The 21,787-nt window shown below is 72.3% G+C and carries 19 protein-coding genes; 9 read left to right on the top strand and 10 right to left on the bottom strand.

Annotated elements, in window-relative coordinates:
* Positions 1–106 precede the first annotated feature (106 nt).
* Positions 107–1,729, bottom strand: a complete 1,623-nt coding sequence (locus tag J5Y09_RS05280; RefSeq protein ID WP_209350702.1) for a hypothetical protein — start codon at positions 1,727–1,729, stop codon at positions 107–109.
* A 132-nt stretch (positions 1,730–1,861) separates the two neighbouring features.
* Between J5Y09_RS05280 and J5Y09_RS24545 the strand changes: the two genes are divergently transcribed.
* Positions 1,862–2,521: a JAB domain-containing protein gene (locus J5Y09_RS24545; protein WP_209350703.1), complete on the top strand. Its 660-nt coding sequence runs from the start codon at positions 1,862–1,864 to the stop codon at positions 2,519–2,521.
* A 129-nt stretch (positions 2,522–2,650) separates the two neighbouring features.
* Here J5Y09_RS24545 and J5Y09_RS05290 read toward each other — a convergent pair whose 3' ends face one another.
* Positions 2,651–3,418, bottom strand: coding sequence for a DUF6065 family protein (locus J5Y09_RS05290; RefSeq protein WP_209350704.1), 768 nt, complete (start codon positions 3,416–3,418; stop codon positions 2,651–2,653).
* A 67-nt stretch (positions 3,419–3,485) separates the two neighbouring features.
* Positions 3,486–3,668, bottom strand: a complete 183-nt coding sequence (locus J5Y09_RS05295) for a hypothetical protein (RefSeq protein WP_209350705.1) — start codon at positions 3,666–3,668, stop codon at positions 3,486–3,488.
* Positions 3,669–4,060: 392 nt separating this feature from the next.
* Between J5Y09_RS05295 and J5Y09_RS05300 the strand changes: the two genes are divergently transcribed.
* A complete protein-coding gene (locus J5Y09_RS05300; protein ID WP_209350706.1) occupies positions 4,061–5,293 on the top strand; it encodes an alpha-hydroxy acid oxidase in 1,233 nt (410 codons plus the stop codon).
* A gap of 61 nt (positions 5,294–5,354) precedes the next feature.
* On the opposite strand, the gene J5Y09_RS05305 is transcribed toward J5Y09_RS05300, so the two are convergent.
* Positions 5,355–5,735, bottom strand: a complete 381-nt coding sequence (locus tag J5Y09_RS05305; RefSeq protein WP_245216853.1) for a c-type cytochrome — start codon at positions 5,733–5,735, stop codon at positions 5,355–5,357.
* A 162-nt stretch (positions 5,736–5,897) separates the two neighbouring features.
* On the opposite strand from J5Y09_RS05305, the gene J5Y09_RS05310 reads away from it, so the two are divergent.
* Both J5Y09_RS05310 and J5Y09_RS05315 read left to right on the top strand, forming a co-directional pair.
* On the top strand, positions 5,898–6,164 hold the full coding sequence (locus J5Y09_RS05310) for a hypothetical protein (RefSeq protein WP_209350707.1): 267 nt from the start codon (positions 5,898–5,900) through the stop codon (positions 6,162–6,164).
* Positions 6,165–6,261: 97 nt separating this feature from the next.
* Complete coding sequence (locus J5Y09_RS05315; protein ID WP_209350708.1) at positions 6,262–6,678, top strand: hypothetical protein; 417 nt, start codon at positions 6,262–6,264, stop codon at positions 6,676–6,678.
* Between the two features lie 54 nt (positions 6,679–6,732).
* Here the strand turns inward: J5Y09_RS05315 and hemC are convergent, their stop codons facing one another.
* The 6 genes from hemC to J5Y09_RS05345 form a co-directional block, all read right to left on the bottom strand.
* Entirely contained in the window at positions 6,733–7,704 is a 972-nt protein-coding gene (gene hemC / locus J5Y09_RS05320; protein WP_209350709.1) for a hydroxymethylbilane synthase, read from the bottom strand.
* The gene (locus J5Y09_RS05325; protein WP_209350710.1) at positions 7,701–8,888 is read right to left on the bottom strand and encodes a geranylgeranyl diphosphate reductase; all 1,188 of its coding nucleotides are present in this window, start codon (positions 8,886–8,888) and stop codon (positions 7,701–7,703) included. The genes hemC and J5Y09_RS05325 overlap by 4 nt, the downstream gene beginning before the upstream one ends.
* A 14-nt stretch (positions 8,889–8,902) precedes the next feature.
* Positions 8,903–10,216: a BCD family MFS transporter gene (locus J5Y09_RS05330; protein ID WP_209350711.1), complete on the bottom strand. Its 1,314-nt coding sequence runs from the start codon at positions 10,214–10,216 to the stop codon at positions 8,903–8,905.
* Entirely contained in the window at positions 10,216–11,139 is a 924-nt protein-coding gene (gene chlG / locus J5Y09_RS05335; protein WP_209350712.1) for a chlorophyll synthase ChlG, read from the bottom strand. Before chlG ends, J5Y09_RS05330 begins: the two co-directional genes overlap by 1 nt.
* Positions 11,140–11,147: 8 nt before the next feature.
* Positions 11,148–12,581: a transcriptional regulator PpsR gene (ppsR, locus tag J5Y09_RS05340; protein ID WP_342451412.1), complete on the bottom strand. Its 1,434-nt coding sequence runs from the start codon at positions 12,579–12,581 to the stop codon at positions 11,148–11,150.
* Positions 12,582–12,697: 116 nt separating this feature from the next.
* A complete protein-coding gene (locus J5Y09_RS05345; protein ID WP_209350713.1) occupies positions 12,698–13,612 on the bottom strand; it encodes a cobalamin B12-binding domain-containing protein in 915 nt (304 codons plus the stop codon).
* Between the two features lie 254 nt (positions 13,613–13,866).
* Between J5Y09_RS05345 and bchF the strand changes: the two genes are divergently transcribed.
* Genes bchF through bchL form a run of 5 tightly spaced genes read left to right on the top strand, consistent with a single transcriptional unit; the run spans position 13,867 to position 21,786 of the window.
* Positions 13,867–14,454 carry a 2-vinyl bacteriochlorophyllide hydratase gene (gene bchF / locus J5Y09_RS05350; protein ID WP_209350714.1) on the top strand — a complete coding sequence of 196 codons (588 nt, stop codon included), beginning with the start codon at positions 13,867–13,869 and terminating at the stop codon, positions 14,452–14,454.
* On the top strand, positions 14,451–15,752 hold the full coding sequence (locus tag J5Y09_RS05355; RefSeq protein ID WP_209350715.1) for a ferredoxin:protochlorophyllide reductase (ATP-dependent) subunit N: 1,302 nt from the start codon (positions 14,451–14,453) through the stop codon (positions 15,750–15,752). The genes bchF and J5Y09_RS05355 overlap by 4 nt, the downstream gene beginning before the upstream one ends.
* 4 nt (positions 15,753–15,756) lie before the next feature.
* Positions 15,757–17,274 carry a ferredoxin:protochlorophyllide reductase (ATP-dependent) subunit B gene (gene bchB, locus J5Y09_RS05360; RefSeq protein WP_209350716.1) on the top strand — a complete coding sequence of 506 codons (1,518 nt, stop codon included), beginning with the start codon at positions 15,757–15,759 and terminating at the stop codon, positions 17,272–17,274.
* A gap of 1 nt (position 17,275) precedes the next feature.
* A complete protein-coding gene (locus tag J5Y09_RS05365) occupies positions 17,276–20,878 on the top strand; it encodes a magnesium chelatase subunit H (protein WP_432761230.1) in 3,603 nt (1,200 codons plus the stop codon).
* The gene (gene bchL / locus J5Y09_RS05370) at positions 20,875–21,786 is read left to right on the top strand and encodes a ferredoxin:protochlorophyllide reductase (ATP-dependent) iron-sulfur ATP-binding protein (protein WP_432761231.1); all 912 of its coding nucleotides are present in this window, start codon (positions 20,875–20,877) and stop codon (positions 21,784–21,786) included. Before J5Y09_RS05365 ends, bchL begins: the two co-directional genes overlap by 4 nt.
* Position 21,787 lies beyond the last annotated feature (1 nt).

Here is a 21,787-nt window from a genome sequence, read left to right on the forward strand (position 1 = left end):
GCGGCCCGCCAGGAGTCTGGCGAGCCAAGGAAGCCGGAGGTTTCCGCCCGGCGCCTGAGGGCGCGGAAAAGCGGATATCAGCGGTCGAACATTTCGACCGCTGGTATCAAGGCACCCCGCCGGCCCGCATCCCGCGCAGAAAATGATCGAGGTCGCGCCGCCGCACATAGGGCGCGGCCGCGCGGAAGCGCTGCAGCGTGAAGCCCGGGTCGAGCTCGAGCAGCGCGCGCACCAGCGGCGCTGCCTCCGCCACCCGGCCGAGATGGCCCAGGGCGGCGATCATCGCCCGGTGCGTCGCGGTGAAGTGCGGCTGGATCTGCAGCACGCCGCGGGCGATCCCGATCGCGGCCTCATGGTTGCCGAGCAGCATCTCGACGGTGGCGAGCCCGGCCTCGGTGAAGAAGGCGTGCGGGTTGCGCGGCAGCAGCGCGAGCGCGCGGCGCAGCTGCCGCCGCGCCATCTCCAGTTCGCCCGCATAGGCATGGGCCATGCCGGAGAAGGTCCAGGCGGCGGGCAGGGCGGGATTGATCTCCAGCGCCTGGCGCGTCAGGGCCAGCGCCTCGGGCACCTGCTGGTGCAGGTAGCCGCGGACATGGCCCGCCACGGCCAGGGCGCGGGCGTCGCGCGGGTCGTGCAGCACCGCCTGCTCGGCCGCCGTGGCGGCGGCGGCCAGCGCCTCCCGCGGGCGCGGGGCCCAGCCCTGGCCGACCAGCAGGATATTCCAGTAGGCGAGCCAGGCCTGCGCGAAGGGGTGCCGCGGGTCCCGCCGCACCGCGATGGCGAGCAGCCGACCCGCCTGCTCGAAGCCCTGGCGTTCGAGGCGGAAGATCCCCGGCACGGCGCGCAGCGCGACCTCCTGCGCGCTCGCCTCGGCCAGGGGGCGGAGTGCCGCGCGCTCGGCCTCGAGCAGCAGCAGTTCGTGTTCCAGCCGCGCGCAGGCCATCGCCGCGACCTCGGCGGCGAAGGCGGCGGGGCGGGCTTCCTGCGGCTCGAGGATCGCGGACCAGAGCACCGCGCCGCCGCCCGCCGCGTCGACCAGGCGCAGCGCGAGTTGCGGCCGCGGCCCGGCCATGTGGACATTGCCGGTGACGAGGTAGTCCGGCAGCGGCGGCGGCCGGCCGGGCGTCTCGACCAGCACCGAGACGGAACGCAGCGCGCTGAGCGCGGCGACGATCGCATCCGTCGCGGCGACCTCCAGCGCGCCGGCGCGCGGCCCGGCCAGGCAAGCGATGGGGGCGACGAGCACGCCGGGGCGGCGCGCGGCACCGGGGCGTTCCGACCGGGGGGCGTGGTCCGCGCCCGGGGCTGCTTCCCCGCCGCCGGCCTCCGCGCGGGCGAGCCAATCGTCGAGCGCTGGGTCGATGCCCCGCAGTTCGGGCAGGAGCGGCCAGGCGGGCGGCCGGGGCGGGCATTCCACGGCAAGGGCGCGGTCGAGCCAGATGGCGGCGGCATCGGCGCCGAGCAGCCCGGCGCGGCCTTCCGCGCGCAAATCGTGCAGCACGTCGCGCAGCCGCGCGAGGGCCTGCGCCGGCGCCGCGCCGGACCACAGCAGCCCGGCGAGCAGGCGGCGCGGCATGCGGTGACCGGGGGCGAGGGCGAGCAGCGCGAGCAGCGCGCGGGGCCGCGCGCCGCCGGGCAGCAGGCTGGCGCCGTCGGCCCCGACCAGGTCCATTCTCTCGCCGAGGCGCAGGCAGGCCCGCGCGGCGGGCGCGGCGACGACGCTGGGCAATGCCGGGCCTCCTCTGCCGGGCGGAGCCCCGACGCGGTTCCGACGCGCTCCGACGCCGAAACGATGCCCCCCGCGCCCCCGGCGGCAGAATCAATTTCGCGCAACGGGCGATGATCGCAGGAGGCGCGAACCATGGACGCGAGCGGTGTGGAGGTCCGGCACGGCGGCGCGGCCACAGAGGAGCGGGAGATCCTGTTCGCCCTGCTCGCGCCCTGCCTCGGCTGGGCGGAGGCGGCCGAGGCGAGTGCCGCGACCATGGCCCGCTACGGGGGCTTCCCGGCGGCGGCGGAGGCGGCGGAGGCGGATCTCGCCGCGCTTCCCGTGCTGGGGGAGGCCGGGGCGGCGGCGATCAAGGCCGTGCATGCCGCCGCCCTGTGCCTGCTGCGCCACCGCGCCGCCGCGCCGATGCGGCCCGTGCTGGATTCGACGCGGGCGGTGGTGGCGCATCTCGGCGCCTCGGCCGCGCGGCGCCCGGCGGGGGAGGTGCGCGCGCTGTTCCTCGATGCGGGGGAAGGGCTGATCGCGGAGGAGGCGGTCGGCGGGCCGGACGCGACGGCGGATTCCGGCCTGCCCTCCCGCGTGGTTCGCCGTGCCCTGGCGCGGGATGCGGCGTCGGTCGTGCTGGTCCGGCGGCTCGGCGGCGACCCGGTCGCGCTGCCGGCGGAAGCGGCGCTGGCCGGGCGGGTGCAGGAAGCCGCGCTGCTGGTGGGGCTGCGGCTTGCCGACCACCTGCTGCTCGGCCGGGCGGGGCACGTCTCGCTGCGCGGGCAGGGGCTGCTCGGGGCGGGGTAGGGCGGTCGGCGGGGGGTTACCGCGCGCCTTGCGCAGGGGCGCCGCGGAGAGGCGGAGGGCGGCCTCCCTGGCCGGGCGTGCGCGCGTGGTGCGCGCCAAGGGCCAGCACCCGGCGCGAAGGCTGCCGCCCTACGCCGCGCGGCGGCGGCGCCGCACCTCCGCGGCGTGGCGGCCGAGCGGGCAGGCGCCATCGCGCCGCGGCGCGACGACCGCGCGGTCATAGGCCGCCCAGTCCTCCGCGGTCATGGCCGCGAGCCCGTCCTCCGCCGCGAAGCCGTTCAGCGCGGCGTCGTCATGGGCGGCGCGCGGGACCGGCTGGACCAGCAGGAAGGGCGTGTCGGTGCGGAAGCAAATGGGCACGCCCGTGCGGGTCAGGCGCAGATTGACGAAGAGCGGGCCGAACCAGGCATCCGCCTCGACCAACCCTTCGAAGAGTTCGACGCCGGGCATGCGCGGCAGGTTCGCCGGCGCGCGGACCAGCAGGCTCCATCCCGGGCGCGATCGTGCGAGCAGGCCGGACCAGAGGTTCACCAGCCCCGGTTCCGGCAGCGCGCCGAGCAGCGGCGGCGACCAGCCGCGCAGGGCGGGCGGTGCGGCGGCGTCGAAGCGTTCGCGGAAGCCCGGCGCCTGCGCGACCGAGAGCGGGTGCCAGCCGCCCGCGCCGCGCCAGGTCCAGAGCACCTGCTCCCCGTCCCAGAGCAGGTCGAGATCGATCGGCGGAAACACCAGCCAGCCGAAGGCGGCGGCGGAGGCCGCGGCCTCGCAATAGCGGAAGGCGCGCGTCGGCAGGGTGCCGCCGGCAGACCGGTCGGCGCGGCGCGGCAGCGGCGCCTCGCCGGCGAGGCGGACGAAGCGGGCCAGCGGGGGCGCCTGGGCGGCGCCGGGGGGCGGGTGCATCGCCGATGCTCCTCGTGTCCTGGCGGGGGGATTGCGGGCGACGGTTCCGCGCGGCGCCGGCGCGGCTTCAGCCGGCGGGGAAAAGCGGGCTGAGGCCGCCCATGCGCAGCCGGCCCGGATCGGCCACCTCGGCCGGCGCGAAGAGCGGCGCGAGGCCGCCCAGGCGCGGGCAGGCGGCCTGCGCGACCGGCGCGGCGGGCAGGATCGGGGTCGCGGCCTCGGCGGGCGGCGGCAGGAGCGGGTGCGGCATGGGATGAATGTCCTTGCATGTGGGCGCGCCCGCGATGCGGCCGGGGCCGTGCGGGACGCTCGGGATCGGGAGAGGATGGGAATGACGCGCCGTTCGGCCCGACGGAGCCGAGCGGGTGTCCTGTTCAGGAAGGCGTTGAGTTCAGACCACGAAGCCCGATCGCCGTCGTTCGGCGTGATCGGGGCCCGGCGTCGCCGGGCAGCGGGCGCAGCTCGCCCGTTGATGTCTTCAGACTAGGCAGGACGAACGGATCGGGTCAAGAACAAATTCACAATCCCTGGGCCTGCCTTCCTTCCCGCCTTGCGAGGGGCTGGGTTGCCCGGTGGGTGTCTGGCCTGCATGGCGCTTCCATTTCATCATGGGGCGAAATTCTCACTCGGGATGACATGTCCATGACCGCCGAAGGCCCCGCGCAGTCCCGCGCGCCCGTCGATCCGCAGACCCTGTCCCAGAAGCGCAGCGCGCCGCCGGTGCCGCCCGCGCTGGCGAAATACCTCTCGCTCGAGGATTTCGAGCGCGCGGCCAAGCGGCATCTGCCGAAGATGCTGCACGGCTACCTGGCCGGCGGCGTCGAGACCGACTGGTCGCTCACCGACAACCGCCGCGCCTTCGCCGAATGGGGCTTCATCCCGCGCGCGCTGGTCGATGCGCGCGCGCGCACCTCCGCCGTCACGCTGTTCGGCAAGGAATACGCTGCGCCCTTCGGCATCCCGCCCATGGGATCGGCGGCGCTGCTCGCCTATCGCGGCGACATCGCGATCACCCAGGCGGCGCGCGCGAAGGGGATCCCGATGATCATGTCGGCCTCCTCGCTCATTCGGCTCGAGGAGATCGCCAAGGCCAATCCCGACGCCTGGTACCAGGCCTATCTCCCCGGCGAGCCGTCCCGCATCGAGCCGCTGGTCGACCGCGTGATCGCGGCCGGCTTCAAGACCTTCGTGCTGACGGTGGACGTTCAGGTCTCCTCCAACCGGGAGAACAACATCCGCAACGGCTACACCATCCCGCTCAAGCCCACCCTTCGCCTGTTCTGGCAGGGGGCGACGCATCCGCGCTGGGCCCTCGGCACCTGGTTCAAGACGCTGCAGAACCACGGCATGCCGCATTTCGAGAACATGGATGCCGGCCGCGGCCCGCCGATCCTCTCGCGCGACCTGGAACGCGCCTTCGGCGCGCGCGACGGCCTGTCCTGGCCGCATCTGGAACTCATCCGCCGCCGCTTCCCCGGCAAGCTGCTGATCAAGGGCGTGCTGCACCCCGACGACGTGGTGCGCGCGAAGGAGATCGGCGTGGACGGCTTCATGGTCTCGAACCATGGCGGGCGGCAGCTCGACGGCGCCGTCTCGGGCCTGCGCATGCTGCCGGAGATCGTGTCGGTCGCCGGCGGCCTGCCGGTGATCTACGACGGCGGCATCCGGCGCGGCACGGATGTGCTGAAGGCCTATGCGCTCGGCGCGTCCTTCGTCTTCGTCGGCCGGCCGATGCTCTGCGCCGCCGCGGTGCAGGGGCAGCCCGGCGTGGAGCGCGCGATCGACCTGCTGAAGGAGGAGGTGCATCGCGACCTCGCGCTGATCGGCGCGAACACGATGGGCGAACTCGGCCCGCATTTCCTGCGGCGGGTCTGAAACGCGAAAGGGGGAGGCGATGCCTCCCCCTTCCTTGTGCGGGCCGCTGCGCGGCGCGCGGCTACTTCAGCGTGTTCAGGTAGGCGATCAGGTCGTTGAGCTGCTGCTCGTTGCGCAGCCCGGCGAAGGACATGCTGCCCTGCGGCACGACCGCCTTCGGGTTGGTGATGTAGGGGCGCAGCCGATCCTCGGTCCAGGTCAGGCCGCCCGCGGCGAGCTCGCGCATGTTGGCCGAGTAGCGGAAGCCCTCGATCGAGGCCGCGGGCCGGCCGACGATGCCCCAGAGGTTCGGGCCGACGCCGTTGCGCCCACCCTGGTCGGGGGTGTGGCAGGCGCGGCACTGGTTGAACACGCGCTGCCCGGCCGCCGCGTCCTGCGCGGACGCCACGGTCGGCATCGCCGCCGCCGCCGCCACCACCATCGTCACGATCAGTCGTCGCATGCGAAACTCCCTCCCACGGGTTCAATCGGGCCGGTCCGGGTGGACTCGGGCGAGATACGGCAGACGCCGCGTTGTCCGGCGGATCGGGAATTAGTCTCCTTTCCCGATCTGGCAAGCCGATATTCCTCGCACGGAAGGGCAAAACGAAGGTGAAGGAGTGGCATGGAAGCCTTGGTAACAGGCGGGGCGGTCGCCGACCTGATCCTCGCCTGCCTCGTGCTGGAAGCGATCGCGCTGCTGGCCTGGCGGCGCTGGCGCGGCACGGGGCCGACAATTCCCGACATCCTGGCGCTGCTGCTGCCGGGTGCCTTCCTCGTGCTCGCGCTGCGGGTGGCGCTGACGGGCGGGCCCTGGCCGCTGATCCCCGCGGCGCTGTCCGCGGCGCTGGTGGCGCATCTGGCGGACCTGTCGCGACGCTTCCGGGGCTGAGGCCGGCGATGTCGCAGGTCAATTTCCGGCGTGCATCCTGACGGTAGAGGTGTAAGATTTCTCTGACACTCGCAGGACGGGTGTCCGGGAGGGCCGCATGAACGGAAGCAGCTACCGGATCGCCTTCGAACGACTGAAGGCTGGCCTGATCCGCGCCGAGGAAGGGCGCGAGGTCGAACCGCTGGAACGCGCCCGCGCCGAGATGGACGCCTTCGTCGCCAGCCTGCTGGTCGATCCGCGCCGCCTGCGCGCGCTCGCCGCGTCGAGCCCCGGCGCGGCGGCCGAGGTGCAGCGCCGCGGCGCGGAGATCGACATCCCGCGCATGGTGCTCGACCCGGTCCATGACCCGTCCTTCGCGCGGCTCTGGGTCGCGACGCTGTCCGACGCCCAGCTGGCGATGCTGCAGCGGGTGATGGGCGACGAGGCGGCGCGGCGGCGGGAGGATTCGATGCCGGCGCAGCTCTATCCGCCCCGGCGCCGCGCGCTGGCGGCCGCGCCGCGCTGGCACGCCTGAGCGCGGCCGGCACGCGGCCCTTCGCCCCGGCGCCCGCGCGCCGGGGCATCTCCTTCAGGTGAGGATGTCGGCCGGGCAGGCGCGCCGGATGCGCGCGCCGAGGTCCCGCCCGATCTGCACCGCGTCCGCGACCGGGCCGGCGACGCGGTGGCGCATCAGGAAGCTGCCATCCGCCCGCGCGGCGAGCCCCGTCAGGTAGAGCTGCCCGTCCATCAGAACGCGGGCATGGCCGCCGATCGGCGTGCGGCAGGATCCGTCGAGCGCGCCGAGCAGGGCGCGTTCGGCATCGGCGATCGCGCGCGCCTCGGGGCATTCGATGGCGCGCAGCAGGTCGATCAGCGCCGAATCCTCAGCCCGCACCGTCACGCCGACGATGCCCTGGCCGGCGGCGGGGACCATCTCCTCCGCCTCGAGCACCACGCCGGCGAGATGGCCGAGGCCGAGGCGCTTGAGCCCCGCGAGGGCGAGCATGGTCGCGTCGAACTCCCCGGATTCCAGGCGCTTCAGCCGCGTCTGGACGTTGCCGCGGATCGCCTCCACGCGCAGGTCCGGGCGGGCATGGAGCAGCTGCGCCTGGCGACGGACGGAGGACGTGCCGACCAGCGCGCCGATCGGCAGCGCGGCGAGCGGATTGCCGGCCACCGGCGCGCCGCAGCGCGGGCCGAGCACGATGGCGTCGCGCGGATCCTCCCGCTTCAGCACGCAGGCGAGCACGATGCCGGCGGGCAGTTCCGTCTCGAGGTCCTTGAGCGAATGCACCGCGAAGTCGACGCGGCCGTCGAGCAGCGCCTCGTGGATCTCCTTGGCGAAAAGCCCCTTGCCGCCGATCTCGGCGAGGCGCCGGTCTAGGATGCGGTCGCCGGCGGTCGACAGCGCGCATTCCTCGAAGAAGGTGTCGCCGCGCAGCATCGGGCAGAAGGTGCCGACGACGCCGAGGAAGTGCCGCGCCTGCCACAGCGCGAGCGGGGAGGCGCGGGTGCCGATGCGCAGCGGCACGGGATGGGCGCGCAGGGCGGTCTCGCTCATGCCCGGGCGAAGCCCATCAGGTGGGCGAGGTCCTTGAAGAAGATGCGGACATGCGCGAGCGGGTCGCGCCGCACCAGTTCCTTGTTCATGTAGGATTCCCAGGTGAGGCGCTGCACGTCGCGGTCGGCGCAGATCTTGACGAATTTCTCCCGCCGCTTTTCCGACGAGTACCAGAAGTACTGCATGATCCCGAGCACCATGAAGACGGTGCCGTGGCCCTTCATGAAGCGCTTGCGCGCGAGCTTCAGCGCGCGCGCATCGCCGGTGGCAAGGCAGGCCTCGCAGGCTTCGGCGGCAAGCCTCCCGCCGAGCATGGCGTAGTAGATCCCTTCGCCCGAGGCCGGCGCGACGACGCCCGCCGCATCGCCCGCGAGCAGCACGTCGCGGCCATTGTCCCAGCGCTTGGCCGGCTTCATCGGGATGGGCGCGCCTTCGTGGCGCAGCGTGCGCGCGCCGTCGAGCCCCGTTGCCTTGCGGAGTTCCGCGATCGACCCGCGCAGCGCGAAGCCCTTCTGCGCGGACCCCGTGCCGATGCTCGCCGTCGTGCCGTGCGGGAAGATCCAGGAATAGAAGTCGGGCGAATGCTTGCCCTGGTAGAAGACGTCGCAGCGCTTGGGGTCGTAGGCGTCGGACGGCGCGGGCGCCTCGATGATCTCGTGATAGGCGAAGACGAAGGGGATCTTCGCCGCCGCCGGCACTTCCTGCTTGGCGACGCGCGAGCGCGCGCCATCCGCGCCGATGACGAGGCGCGTGGCGAGGCGCTGCTCCCGCCCTTCCTTGTCCTCGAACACCACAATCGCCTGGCCGTCGGCGTCGCGCTCGATCCGGTCGAAGGTGCCGGTGAAGCGGGTCGCGCCGGCATGGCTGGCGCGCGTGCGGAGGAACTCGTCGAAGTGTTCGCGGTCGACCATGGCGACGTAGCCATTGCCGTCGATCGGCATGTCCACGGTCCTGGACGAGGGCGCGATCATCCGCGCGCTGTTCACCCGCGCGCAGATGATGTGGTCGGGGATGTCGAAGTCGCGCACCAGGCGCGGCGGTATGGCGCCGCCGCAGGGCTTGATGCGCCCCGCCTTGTCGAGCAGCGCGACGCGCCGGCCGGCGCGGGCGAGGTCCTCGGCGGCCGTCGCGCCGGACGGCCCGCCGCCCACCACCACGACATCGAAGCGTTCCTGGGCTTGCATGCGGGCCTCCTGGCTCATTCGGCGGGCACCATCGGCCCGTAGCCGCGGCTGCGGCGCGCGCCGCCGATCCGCGCGGCGAGCATCGCCGCGACGACGAAGATCAGCGCATCGACGATGAAGACGACGGCGTAGGCGACATGCGGCGCACCGAGGGCGATGCGCGCGACATCGACCGCCGCAGCGCCGGCGAGCCCGCCGATGCCGAAGGCGACGGCCTGCGCCGCGCCCCACATGCCCATGCGGGTGCCCTCGCGCTTTTCCTGGCCTTCGCCCACCATCTTCATCATCGAGGCGATGGCGGCCGCGGCGAAGGTGCCGTTGCCGACGCCCAGCGCGAAGAAGACGGTGGCCAGCGGGAAGGCGTCGCCCATCAGGGGGCTGGTCGCGAGCAGCAGCATCGTCGCCGCGGCGAACAGGCAGCCGCCGATCGTCCAGCCCTTCAGCGTATGCGCGTAGCGCCCGCCGAAGGCGCTGCCGACGACCGCGACCAGCACCATCCCCGCCAGCGTGCCGCCGTTCTGCAGGGAGGAGAGTTGCGTGCTCTCCCCCAGCGAGCGGCCGAAGACGCTGCCGGCGAAGGGTTCGAGGATCAGGTCCTGCGCGCTGTAGGCGAGCATGGAGAGGAAGATGAAAAGGGTGAAGCGCCGTGCTTCCGGTTCCGCCCAGACATCCGCGATGGCGCGGCGGAAGGGCGCCTTCGCGGCGGGCGCGGCGGTGTCGCGGGCGGGGGAGGGTCCTTCGATCCCCAGCACGCCAATGGTCGCGACCACCATGGCGATGAGCGAGACGCCGGCCGAGACCGCGACCAGGCGCTCGGGCGAATAGGGGTCGAGCAGCCGCCCGCCGATCGCCGTCGTCAGGATGAAGCCGGCGATCATCATGATCCAGACGATCGAGGCCGCCGCCGCGCGGCGCTTCTCGTCCACCCGTGCCGCGAGCAGCACCAGCAGCGAGGTGCCGGCCGCGCCGACGCCCAGGCCGATCATCAGGAAGGCCAGCACGGCGAGCGTGACGCCCGGCCAGAAGGCGCTGCCCATCAGCGCCGTCGCCGCGGCGGCCAGCACGCCGCCCAGGGCGAGGACCGCCATGCCGCCCAGGATCCAGGGCGTGCGCCGCCCGCCCATGTCCGACCCGTAGCCCCAGCGCGGGCGCAGCATCTGCAGCGCGTAGTGGATTCCCACCAGCAGGCCGGGCAGCGTGGCGGGCAGGGCGAGTTCGACGACCATGACGCGGTTCAGCGCCGAGGTCGTCAGCACCACGATGGCGCCGAGCGCCGTCTGCACGAGACCGAGCCGCAGGATTCCGGGCCAGCCGAGCGGGGCGCGCATCAGAACCCCGCCCCCGCCCGCAGCGCGAAGCCGCAGGTCAGCATCCCCAGGACGAATTGCAGCACGCCCGTGCCGTTGTACCAGGGGGCGAGCTTCTTCGGATCGGTCAGCATCCGCGCCATGGCCCAGCCCTGGCCGGCCAGCAGCAGCGCGACCAGCGCGGCATGGACCGGCGCGCCCATCGCCAGCAGCAGGACCACGACGACGGCCTGCGGCACCGCCATGAACCAGCAGGCGACGCGCGCGGCGCGCTCGGGGCCGAGCTGGACGGGCAGGGAGCGGATGCCGATCCGCCGGTCGCCCTCGATCGCCTTGAAGTCGTTGAGCGTCATGATGCCATGCGCGCCGAGGCCGTAGAGCGTCGCGATGACCAGCACCTCGGCGCTGGGCGCGGCGGCGGACAGCACGGCGGCCGCGGTGATCCAGGGCAGGCTTTCATAGGCGAGGCCGCAGGCGAGGTTGCCCCACCAGCCATTCGCCTTGAGCCGCAGCGGCGGCGCCGAATAGGCCCAGGCCAGCGCCACGCCGAGCAGCGTCGCGAGGAAGCCCCACAGGCCGAGCATGCCCCCCCAGGCGAGCGACACGCCGGTCCAGCACACCGCGACATACAGCCCCCAGCGCCCGGGCATGCGGCCCGAGGGGATCGGCCTGTGCGGCTCGTTGATCGCGTCCACATGGCGGTCGAACCAGTCGTTCACCGCCTGGCTCATGCCGCAGACCAGCGGGCCCGCGAGCAGGATGCCGGCCAGCACGAGGTACCAGCGTTCCAGCAGCGGCGCGCCGGAGGACACGGCCCCGCACATGAACGCCCACATCGGCGGGAACCATGTGATCGGCTTGAGCAGTTCCAGCACGACGGCCGGGGCAGGGCGCGTGCGGGCCGCCCGGCCAGGCGGGGCGGAGATGTCAGCCTGGCCGGACATGTCGCATCCTATCCGGCCTCACCCGGCTCCGCGCCGAGATCGCCGAGCCCGTAGCGCCGCAGCTTCACATAGAGGCTCTGGCGCGAGAGCCCGAGCATCTCGGCGGCCGAGGCGCGGTTGTCGCCCGAGAGTTCGAGCGCGGCCTCGATGCACAGGCGCTCGATCGCATCCGTCGCTTCCCGCACCAGGTCCTTCAGCGGGACGCGGCCGATCAGTTCGGTCAGCTGCTCGACCGACCGGGTGGGGCGGAAGCCCGCGCCCTGGGCGGGGCGGATGCGCGCGCCGACGTCGCGCATGGCGAAGCCGAAGCAGGCCTTGCCGCCGTTCATGACGGTGACGGCGGAGATCTCGACCTCGGTCCGCAGGCCATGCTCCCCGCGCAGGGTGGAGGTGTAGAGTCGCACGGAGCCGCGGTTGCGCAGGTGGCTGAACAGCACCTCTGCCTCGACATCCTGCACGCCGAGCCAGCGGTCGAGCGGTTCCCCGCGCACCTGGTCCTCGCCCGGCGCCTCGATCATCTCGATGAAGGCGGCGTTGGCGGTCAGCACCCGGCCGTCCGGCCCGGTGACGACGAAGGCATCGGGCACCTGCTCGACCAGCTTGAGAAGCTTCGACTTGGCCGGCGGCAGCGCGACGGCGCCCGAATCGGGGGCGCTGATGCGCAGCAGGAACAGCAGCGCGCCTTCCTGGCGGAAGGTGGAGGCCGAGACGGTGACCTCGCTGCCATCCTCGGCGAGCCGCGCGCGGACGTCGTCGCCGCGGCCCGCGGCGCGGACCGAGGCGAGCAGCGCCTGGACGGCGGCGCGCGATTCGCCGGCGAAGGCCTCGGCGACCGGGCGGCCGACGGAACGGCGCTGGTCCTTGCCGAACAGGCGCATCGCGGCGGGGTTGGCTTCCGTCACGCGCTGCGTCGTGCCGTCCAGCACCATCACCGGGTCGGGCGACATCTGGAACAGCAGGCGGTAGCGCGTCTCGGCCTGGCGGAGTCGCGAATAGTCGCGCTCCATCGATTGCTGAACCTCGACCAGCCGCTGCTGGAGCCGCGAGACGGGGCGGAGGTCGCGTCCGAAGACGACGATGCGCCCGGCCTTCCCGATCGGCGCGGTGGTGTAGAGAATCGGGATCGAGGCGCCTTCGGCCGAGACCTGGTTCACGTGACGCCAGCGCCCACCCTTGGCGCCCTCGCCGCGCGAGAGTTCCTCGACCTTCGGGCGGCTGTCCCGGGCGACGGTCTCGAGCCATGGCTGGCCGAGCCAGCTGCCATGGGCCGCGAATTCCCGGGCGAGCTCCTCATTGCTGAAGGCCACGTCGCGGATCACGCCCTTGTCGTCGAGGATGAGCGCGACGTCCGCGGCTGCGCTGATGAGCGCGGCCGCGGCATCCGCGTCCAAATCCCCGACGGTCTTGCGTGGCGTGCTGAACGACTTCACCGGATGCTCCACCTTGGACTTCCGTATGCCTCCGTCTGTCTTCGATGGGATGCCCCGTCAATGACGAGGCAAGACCAAATTGTGTTTCGATTCATGTACTTGCGAATCCTGGCCAGCCTCCGCCGGCGTCAGACGGTCCTTCCGAGAAGGGCCAGCATGGTTTCCGCCTGCAGGGTCGCCTGCCGGCCATCCGCGGCCGTCGCGTCGGCGCCGACGAGGGCCACGAGGTCCGGGCGGTCGATGAAGATGGGGCCACCGACGAGCACGCCGAGTCCCGTGTTGCGGGAGGCGCGGCGGACGTCGCGGATGAGGAGCGCGAGCGCGCTGAGATGGTCCTCGCAGGCAAGCGAGAATCCGGCGATGCCGAACCAGACGCGGTGCACGGCCTCGAGGATCTCGGCCCGTTCTGAACCCGCGCCCGACCAGACGTCCCAGCCCGCGCCGCGGAAGAACTGCTCGACGACGAGGATGCCGAAGCTGTGCTGTTCCCCCGGCGCGGGGGCGAGCAGGACGCGGCGGTCGGGCTCGGCCCGCGGGCCGCGGACGGTGAAGGCCGGGCTGTACTCGCGCACCACTTGGTGCAGGCAGGACAGGCCGATCGTCACCGTCGTGAAGTCGCAGAGATCCTCCTCCCACATCACGCCGAGGCGGCGCGCGGCGGGGGCGAGAAGGTCGAGATAGAGCCGATCGAGTTGCATCCCGCGGCCGCGCAGCCCCTCGAGGTAGGAGATCGCGCCCTGCAGGTCGGCGCGCGAGGCGAGTCCCACCAGGGTCTCGATCTCGGCCGGCCCGGGCGCCGAGATCGCCGGCCCGTCGATATAGGCCGCCGGGGCGATGTCCCGATGGGCGAGCAGCAGGCGCGGGATGATGTCGCTCTCGAGCGTGCGGGCGAGGATGGTGATGCGGTTGCGCCGGCGCCCCTGGATGGAGCGCGGCGCCACGCGGGCAGGCGCGTCCGTCGAAGGGCCGACGCCCTCGGCGTCCGGTCCGCTCGCTTCAGCCTCGGCGCTGCGCTCGTGACCCGTCATCGGCTTCACGACCATGGTCCTCTCCCGCCCTCGGACTTCATTCCTTGCGCCGCCGAATGTCAAGCGCCCAATACGTCAATCTCGCTTGACACTCGTGGCGACTGACTTCTAGCCTCCATCACGCTTCGAAACGCCGAGGGAGGGCGGAATGACGGGCTGTCGGACACGACACGCAAGGCTCCGGTTCCTCTCCCAGGGCTGGATGCCAATGAGCCGGTTGGTCCGGCCCACGGAAACAGCCGACGCCTCGGCCTTGGGGAAGTCAAGCAATGCAAACCTCTAAGCGCAGCTCACGTCTGCTGGACGCGCTGGACTGCTCCCCCTGGGGGGCTTCCAGCGGACGCTCGCGCCGGGCGCATGGCGCGGCGCGCACCCTGTACACGCCGGAGGAAAGGCGCCGCCGCGACGTCTCCCCCTGGACGATGGTCCAGGGCGTCCTCGCGCCGTTCCAGTTCGCCGTCTTCCTCGTCAGCCTGGCGCTGGTGACCCGCTTCCTCCTCACGGGGGAAGGGCTGGAGGTCGCCACCTGGTCGGTCGTGATCAAGACGGTCGTGCTCTACGCGATCATGGTCACGGGCTCGATCTGGGAGAAGGAGGTGTTCGGCCGCTGGCTCTTCGCCCGCGCCTTCTTCTGGGAGGACGTGTTCAGCATGCTCGTCCTCGCCCTGCACACGGCCTACCTGTACGTGATCTGGGCCGGCATCGGCGACGGGCGGGCGCAGATGATGCTCGCGCTGGCCGCCTACGCCGCCTACGTCTTCAACGCCGCGCAGTTCCTCCTGAAGCTCCGCGCCGCCCGGCGCGACGAGGCGGGCTGGAACGACCGCGGCCACCCGGCGCAGGGAGCGGCAGGATGAGCGCCGCTGCCGCGAGCCCGGCCGTCTCCGCCCCGGCGGGCGGCGCGGCCGGCTGCGGCGACCTGCCCGTGCTGCGCGAGCGCGGCCAGCGCGAGGTGTTCTGCGGCCTGACCGGGATCGTCTGGCTGCACCGCAAGATCCAGGACGCCTTCTTCCTCGTCGTCGGCAGCCGGACCTGCGCGCATCTGCTGCAATCGGCCGCCGGCGTGATGATCTTCGCCGAGCCCCGCTTCGCCACCGCCATCATCGATGAGCGCGACCTGGCCGGCATGGCCGACGCGAACGAGGAACTCGACCGCGTGGTCACGCGGCTGATCGAGCGGCGGCCCGACATCCGCATGCTCTTCCTCGTCGGCTCCTGCCCCTCGGAGGTCATCAAGCTCGACCTCTCCCGCGCGGCGCAGCGGCTGTCCAAGCGCTTCTCGCCCTCCGTGCGCGTGCTGAACTACTCCGGCAGCGGCATCGAGACGACCTTCACCCAGGGCGAGGATGCCTGCCTCGCCGCGCTGGTGCCCGAGATGCCGGCCGAGCCCGGGCGCGCGCGGTCCCTGCTCGTCGTCGGCGCGCTGGCCGAGGTGGTGGAGGACCAGTTCCTGCGCCTCTTCGCCGCACTTGGTGTCGGGCCGGTGCGTTTCCTGCCTTCCCGCCGTGCTGCCGAACTGCCGCCGGTGGGCGAGGGGACGCGCTACCTCCTGGCCCAGCCTTTCCTTGGCGAGACCGCGCGGCTGCTCGAAGGCCGCGGGGCGACGCGACTCGCTGCACCCTTTCCGCTCGGCGCCGAGGGCACGACCGCCTGGCTGCGCGCCGCGGCGGATGCCTGGGGCGTCGATGCCGCGAAGTTCGACGCCGTGACCGCGCCCGGCATCGCCCGCGCCAAGGCGGCGCTCGCGCCGCGGCGCGAGGCGCTCGACGGCCGATCCGTCTTCTTCTTCCCCGACTCGCAGCTGGAAGTGCCGCTCGCGCGCTTCCTCTCCCGCGAATGCGGCATGCGCCTGACCGAGGTCGGCACGCCCTACCTGCATCGCCAGCACCTGGCGGAGGAACTCGCGATGCTGCCGGCGGGCGTGACGCTCTCCGAAGGCCAGCATGTCGACCGCCAGCTCGACCGCTGCCGCGCGGCGAAGCCGGACGTGACGGTGTGCGGGCTCGGCCTCGCCAATCCGCTCGAGGCCGAGGGCATGACGACGAAATGGGCGATCGAGCTCGTCTTCACGCCCATCCAGGGCTACGAGCAAGCGGGCGACCTTGCGGAACTCTTTGCACGGCCGCTCGCGCGCCGCGCCAGGTTGATGGTGTAGCGCCATGGAACTCGCGGTCTGGACCTATGAGGGACCGCCGCATGTCGGGGCCATGCGCATCGCGACCGCGATGAAGGGCGTGCACTACGTGCTGCATGCCCCGCAGGGCGACACCTATGCGGACCTTCTGTTCACGATGATCGAGCGGCGCGCCGCGCGCCCGCCCGTCACCTACACCACCTTCCAGGCGCGCGACCTCGGCGGGGATACGGCCGAGCTGTTCATGGAGGCCGCGCGCGACGCCTATGCGCGATTCGCGCCGCAGGCGATGCTGGTCGGCGCCTCCTGCACCGCGGAGCTGATCCAGGACGATCCGGGCGGGCTGGCCCGCACGCTGGGCCTGCCGGTGCCGGTCGTGCCGCTCGAGCTCCCTTCGTACCAGAAGAAGGAGAACTGGGGCGCGGCCGAGACCTTCTACCGCCTGGTGCGCGCCTTCGCGCAGCCGCGCGCCGCACGGGCGGAAGGGACAGCGCCGCGGGCGAACATCCTTGGTCCCACGGCGCTCGGCTTCCGTCATCGCGACGACATCATCGAGGTCAAGCGGCTGCTCGCGCTGCTCGGCGTCGAGGTGAACGTCGTCGCGCCCGAAGGGGCGACGCCCGCGGATCTCGCCCGGCTGACCGAGGCCGACTTCAACGTGGTGCTCTACCCCGAGACGGCCGGCGTCGCGGCCGCCTTCCTCCAGCGCCAGTTCGGCATGCCGATGACGCGCATCGTGCCGATCGGCGTCGGCACGACGCGCGACTTCCTGCGGGAGGTCGCGACCCTTGCCGGCGTCGATGCCGGGCGGGTCGAGGAAGCCTGCCGCCTGCCCTGGTACTCGCGCTCGGTCGACAGCACCTACCTGACCGGCAAGCGCGTCTTCATCTTCGGCGACGCGACGCATGCCATCGCCGCGGCGCGGGTCGCGGCGGAGGAACTCGGCTTCGCCGTCGTCGGCCTGGGCACCTATTCGCGCGAATTCGCCCGCGAGGTGCGGGAGGCGGCGAAGGCGCACGGCATCGAGGCGCTGATCACCGACGACTACCTGAAGGTGGAGGAGGCGATCGCCACGCTGCGTCCCGAGCTGGTGCTGGGCACGCAGATGGAGCGCCACATCGCCAAGCGGCTGGGCATTCCCTGCGCCGTCATCTCCGCGCCGGTCCATGTGCAGGACTTCCCCGCGCGGCACTCGCCGCAGATGGGGTTCGAGGGCGCGAACGTCCTGTTCGACACCTGGGTCCATCCGCTGATGATGGGGCTCGAGGAACACCTGCTCGGCATGTTCCGCGAGGATTTCGAGTTCTCCGACGGCGCCGCGCCGTCGCATCTGGGCCATGGCCCGAAGGCCGAGGCGCCGCCCGAGCCGGTCGCGTCCGGCCCCGCCACCTGGGCGGCCGAGGCCGAGAGCGAGTTGAAGAAGATCCCGTTCTTCGTGCGCGGGAAGGCGCGCCGGAATACCGAGAAGTTCGCCGCCGAACGTGGCCTCGCCACCATCACCCTCGAGACGCTCTACGATGCCAAAGCGCATTTCTCCCGCTGAGGTGACGCCGCTGCGAGTCGTGCTCGTCACGATGGACAGCCACCTGGCACGCGCGGCGGACCGCGCGGCGGCGGGGCTGTCGCGCGACCTGCCGGGCCTGCGCTTCGTGGTCCACGCGGCGGAGGAATGGGCGACCGACGAGGTCGCGCTTGCCGCCTGCAAGGCGGACATCGCGCAGGCGGATATCATCGTCGCGACGATGCTGTTCCTCGACGAGCACATCCGCGCCGTGCTGCCCGCGCTGCAGGCGCGGCGGCAGGATTGCGACGCGATGCTCTGCTGCCTCTCGGCGGGGGAGGTGGTGAAGCTCACGCGCCTGGGCCGCTTCGACATGTCGGCCGAGGCGCGCGGCATCATGGGGCTGCTCAAGCGGCTGCGCGGATCGAAGGGGAAGGGCAGCGCCTCCTCCGGCAAGGGGCAGATGCGCATGCTGCGCGAACTGCCCAAGCTGCTGCGCTTCATCCCCGGCACGGCCCAGGATGTGCGCGCCTATTTCCTCGGCCTGCAATACTGGCTGGCGGGCACCGAGGAGAACCTCGGCAACATGATCCGCCTGCTGGTGAACCGCTACGCGGCGGGCCCGCGGGCGGCGCTGGCGGGCAGCCTGAAGGTCGCGGCCCCGGTGCAGTATCCGGATGTCGGGCTCTATCACCCGCGCGCTAAGGGCCGGATCGTCGAGCGGGCGGATGCGCTGCCGCGCGAGGGCAGGGCCGGGACGGTCGGGCTGCTTGTCATGCGGTCTTACCTGCTGGCCGACAATGCCGCGCATTACGACGGCGTGGTCGCGGCGATGGAAGCGCGCGGCCTGACGGTGGTGCCCGCCTTCGCCTCGGGGCTCGACCAGCGCCCGGCGATCGAGCAGTACTTCATGCGCGACGGGCGCGCGACGGTCGATGCCGTCGTGTCGCTGACGGGTTTCTCGCTGGTGGGCGGGCCCGCCTACAACGACGCCCATGCGGCGGAGGAGATGCTGGCGCGGCTCGACGTGCCCTACCTCGCCGCGCATCCGCTGGAATTCCAGACCATCGCGCAGTGGCAGGGCGATGCGCGCGGCCTGACGCCGGTCGAGGCGACCATGATGGTCGCGATCCCGGAACTGGACGGCGCGATCGCCCCGATCACCTTCGGCGGCCGCTGCGGCGCGAAGGGCACCGGCACGCCATGCCCGGGCTGCGACGGCGTGTCCTGCGGCGGGGAGATGCAGCCGCACCGCGAAAGGGCGGAGATGCTTGCCGCGCGGACCGCGAAGCTGGTGGCGCTGCGGCGCACCGCGCGGGCGGACAAGCGGGTCGCGGTCGTGCTGTTCAACTTCCCGCCCAATGCCGGCGCGACGGGCACCGCCGCCTATCTCTCGGTGTTCGAATCGCTGTTCCGCACGCTCAAGGCGATGAAGGCCGGCGGCTACACGGTGGACGTGCCCGACAGCGTCGAGGCGCTGCGCCACCTGGTGCTGGAAGGCAACGCCGCGCGGCACGGCGCGCCCTGCAACGTCGCCGCCCGCATCCCGGCCGACGACCATGTGCGGCGCGAGCCCTACCTCAAGGACATCGAGGCGGTGTGGGGCCCGGCACCCGGCCGCGTGCAGTCCGATGGCAGCGCCATCCTCGTCTATGGCCTGCGGCTGGGGAACGTCTTCATCGGCGTGCAGCCGGCCTTCGGCTGGGAAGGCGACCCGATGCGCCTGCTGTTCGAGCGGGACTTCGCGCCGACGCACGCCTTCACCGCCTTCTACCGCTACCTGCGGGAGGATTTCGGCGCCCATGCGGTGCTGCACTACGGCATGCACGGCGCGCTGGAATTCATGCCCGGCAAGCAGACCGGCATGTCCGGCGCCTGCTGGCCGGACCGGCTGATCGCCGACCTGCCGAACGTGAACCTCTACGCGTCGAACAACCCGTCGGAAGGCTCGCTCGCCAAGCGGCGCGCGGCGGCGACGCTGATCTCCTACCTCACCCCGCCGGTGGCCCATGCGGGGCTGTATCGCGGGTTGCTCGACCTGAAGGCCTCGCTCGACCGCTGGCGGACCATGGCGCCGGATGCGGACCATGGGCAGCGCGCCGTGCTGGCCGGGCTGATCCAGGCGCAGGCGTCCCAGGTGGATCTCGCGCAGGCCGAACCGGTCTGGGCCGACCCGGCGGGCGAGATCGCGCGCCTGGGGGATGCGCTGCTCGAGCTGGAATACTCCCTGATCCCGCAGGGCCTGCACATCATCGGCGAGCCCCCGGGCCCCGAGGCGCGGGCGCAGATGCTGGATGCCGCGGGCGTCACCGACCCGGCGCGGCGGGCGCATCTCGATGCGCTGATGGCGGTCGACCACGAGACGCCGGCGATCCTGCACGCGCTGGATGGCGGCTTCACGCGCCCCGCGCCTGGCGGCGACCTGCTGCGCAACACGGACATCCTGCCGACCGGGCGCAACCTGCACGGCTTCGACCCTTTCCGCATCCCCTCCGCCTTCGCGGTGCAGGACGGGGCGCAGCAGGCGGAACGGCTGCTCGAGCGCCATCGCGCCGACAGCGGCGCGCTGCCGGAGACGGTGGCGATCGTGCTCTGGGGCACCGACAACCTGAAGACCGAGGGCGGGCCGATCGCCCAGGCGCTGTGGCTCATGGGCGCCGAGCCGCGGCACGACTCCTACGGCCGGCTCGCGGGTGCGCAGCTGGTGCCGCTGGAACGGCTCGGCCGGCCGCGGGTCGATGTGATGGTCACGCTCTCGGGCATCTTCCGCGACCTGCTGCCGATGCAGACGAAGCTGCTGGCCGAAGCCGCGCTGATGGCCGCCGAGGCGGACGAGCCCGCCGAGATGAACTTCGTCCGCAAGCACGCGCTGGCCGCCCAGGCCGCGCATGGCGTGACGATGGAACAGGCGGCGCTTCGGGTCTTCGGCAATGCCGACGGCGCCTATGGCGCCAACGTCAACCTGATGCTGGAACAGGGCGGCTGGCAGGAGGAAGACGAGCTCGGCGGCGCCTGGATGCGCCGCAAGGGCTTCGCCTATGGCGTGAACGGGCGGCCGGTGCGCCAGGACAAGGTGCTCGGCCAGGTGCTCGGCACGGTCGAGGTGACCTACCAGAACCTCGACTCCGTCGAACTCGGCATCACCACGGTCGACCACTACTTCGACACGCTCGGCGGCATCAGCCGCGCCGTGCGCATGGCCCGCGGCCAGGATGCCGCGGTCTATGTCGGCGACCAGACGCGCGGCGAGGGCAAGGTGCGCACCGTCGCCGAGCAGGTGGCGCTGGAGACCCGCACCCGCGCGCTCAATCCGAAGTGGTTCGAGCCGCTGCTGCAGCACGGGCATGAGGGCGTGCGCACGATCGAGGCGCAGGTGACCAACACGCTCGGCTGGTCGGCCACCACGGGCCAGGTCGCGCCCTGGGTCTACCAGCATCTCGCGCAGACCTACATGCTGGACGAGGAGATGCGCCGGCGGCTCGCCGCGCTGAACCCGACGGCATCCGCGCGCATCGCGAACCGGCTGCTGGAGGCGCATGAGCGCCGCTACTGGCAGCCGAGCGAGGAGACGCTCGATGCGCTGCGGCGCGCGGGCGAGGAACTCGAAGACCGCATCGAAGGCATCGCCGAAGGGGTTCCTGCATGACCGTCGTGATGAACCCGCCACCTGCCTTCGGCATGGCCCGCCGCCGCGGCGACGGGGAAGGCAGCGTGCAGGTCCATATGGATGAGCCCGCCGGCATCGGCACGGCGAAGGTCTTCGCCGTCTACGGCAAGGGCGGCATTGGCAAGTCCACGACGTCGTCCAACCTTGCCGTCGCCTTTTCCAAGATCGGGCGGCGCGTGCTGCAGATAGGCTGCGACCCGAAGCACGACAGCACCTTCACGCTCACCAAGCGGCTGATCCCGACGGTGATCGACGTGCTGGAGACGGTGGAGTTCCATTCCGAGGAGCTGCGCACCGAGGACTTCGTCTTCGAGGGCTACAACGGCGTGCTCTGCGTCGAGGCCGGCGGCCCGCCCGCCGGCACGGGCTGCGGCGGCTATGTCGTGGGCCAGACGGTGAAGCTGCTGAAGGAGCATCACCTGCTGGACGAGACCGACGTCGTGATCTTCGACGTGCTCGGCGACGTGGTCTGCGGCGGCTTCGCCTCCCCGCTGCTGCATGCCGATCGCGGCCTGGTCGTCGCGGCGAACGACTTCGACAGCATCTTCGCGATGAACCGCATCGTCGCGGCCATCAAGGCGAAGTCGAAGAACTACCCGGTGCGGCTGGGCGGCGTGATCGCCAATCGCTCCGCCTCCACCGACCAGATCGAGAAGTTCAACAAGGCGACGGGCATGCGCACGCTGGCGCATTTCCCCGACCTCGACGCCATCCGCCGGTCGCGGCTGAAGAAGGCGACGCTGTTCGAGATGGAATCCACGCCCGAGATGGAGGCCGTGCAGGCGGAATACATCCGCCTTGCCGAGCAGCTGTGGAAGGGCACCGACGCGCTGGAGGCGGAGCCGCTGAAGGACCGCGACATCTTCGACCTGCTGGGATTCGACTGAG

The organism is Roseomonas nitratireducens, assembly GCF_017813355.1.
Taxonomy (GTDB): Bacteria; Pseudomonadota; Alphaproteobacteria; order Acetobacterales; family Acetobacteraceae; genus Neoroseomonas; species Neoroseomonas nitratireducens.

Bases quoted from the DNA above. Each gene is read 5' to 3' on its own strand.
- J5Y09_RS24545 (WP_209350703.1), top strand. From the start codon at position 1,862: ATGGACGCGAGCGGTGTGGAGGTCCGGCACGGCGGCGCGGCCACAGAG.
- chlG (WP_209350712.1), bottom strand. From the start codon at position 11,139: ATGTCCGGCCAGGCTGACATCTCCGCCCCGCCTGGCCGGGCGGCCCGC.
- bchL (WP_432761231.1), top strand. From the start codon at position 20,875: ATGACCGTCGTGATGAACCCGCCACCTGCCTTCGGCATGGCCCGCCGC.
- J5Y09_RS05355 (WP_209350715.1), top strand. From the start codon at position 14,451: ATGAGCGCCGCTGCCGCGAGCCCGGCCGTCTCCGCCCCGGCGGGCGGC.
- J5Y09_RS05295 (WP_209350705.1), bottom strand. From the start codon at position 3,668: ATGCCGCACCCGCTCCTGCCGCCGCCCGCCGAGGCCGCGACCCCGATC.
- J5Y09_RS05305 (WP_245216853.1), bottom strand. From the start codon at position 5,735: ATGCGACGACTGATCGTGACGATGGTGGTGGCGGCGGCGGCGGCGATG.
- J5Y09_RS05325 (WP_209350710.1), bottom strand. From the start codon at position 8,888: ATGCAAGCCCAGGAACGCTTCGATGTCGTGGTGGTGGGCGGCGGGCCG.
- J5Y09_RS05330 (WP_209350711.1), bottom strand. From the start codon at position 10,216: ATGCGCGCCCCGCTCGGCTGGCCCGGAATCCTGCGGCTCGGTCTCGTG.
- J5Y09_RS05310 (WP_209350707.1), top strand. From the start codon at position 5,898: ATGGAAGCCTTGGTAACAGGCGGGGCGGTCGCCGACCTGATCCTCGCC.
- J5Y09_RS05290 (WP_209350704.1), bottom strand. From the start codon at position 3,418: ATGCACCCGCCCCCCGGCGCCGCCCAGGCGCCCCCGCTGGCCCGCTTC.
- J5Y09_RS05315 (WP_209350708.1), top strand. From the start codon at position 6,262: ATGAACGGAAGCAGCTACCGGATCGCCTTCGAACGACTGAAGGCTGGC.
- J5Y09_RS05300 (WP_209350706.1), top strand. From the start codon at position 4,061: ATGACCGCCGAAGGCCCCGCGCAGTCCCGCGCGCCCGTCGATCCGCAG.
- J5Y09_RS05345 (WP_209350713.1), bottom strand. From the start codon at position 13,612: ATGGTCGTGAAGCCGATGACGGGTCACGAGCGCAGCGCCGAGGCTGAA.
- bchF (WP_209350714.1), top strand. From the start codon at position 13,867: ATGCAAACCTCTAAGCGCAGCTCACGTCTGCTGGACGCGCTGGACTGC.
- bchB (WP_209350716.1), top strand. From the start codon at position 15,757: ATGGAACTCGCGGTCTGGACCTATGAGGGACCGCCGCATGTCGGGGCC.
- hemC (WP_209350709.1), bottom strand. From the start codon at position 7,704: ATGAGCGAGACCGCCCTGCGCGCCCATCCCGTGCCGCTGCGCATCGGC.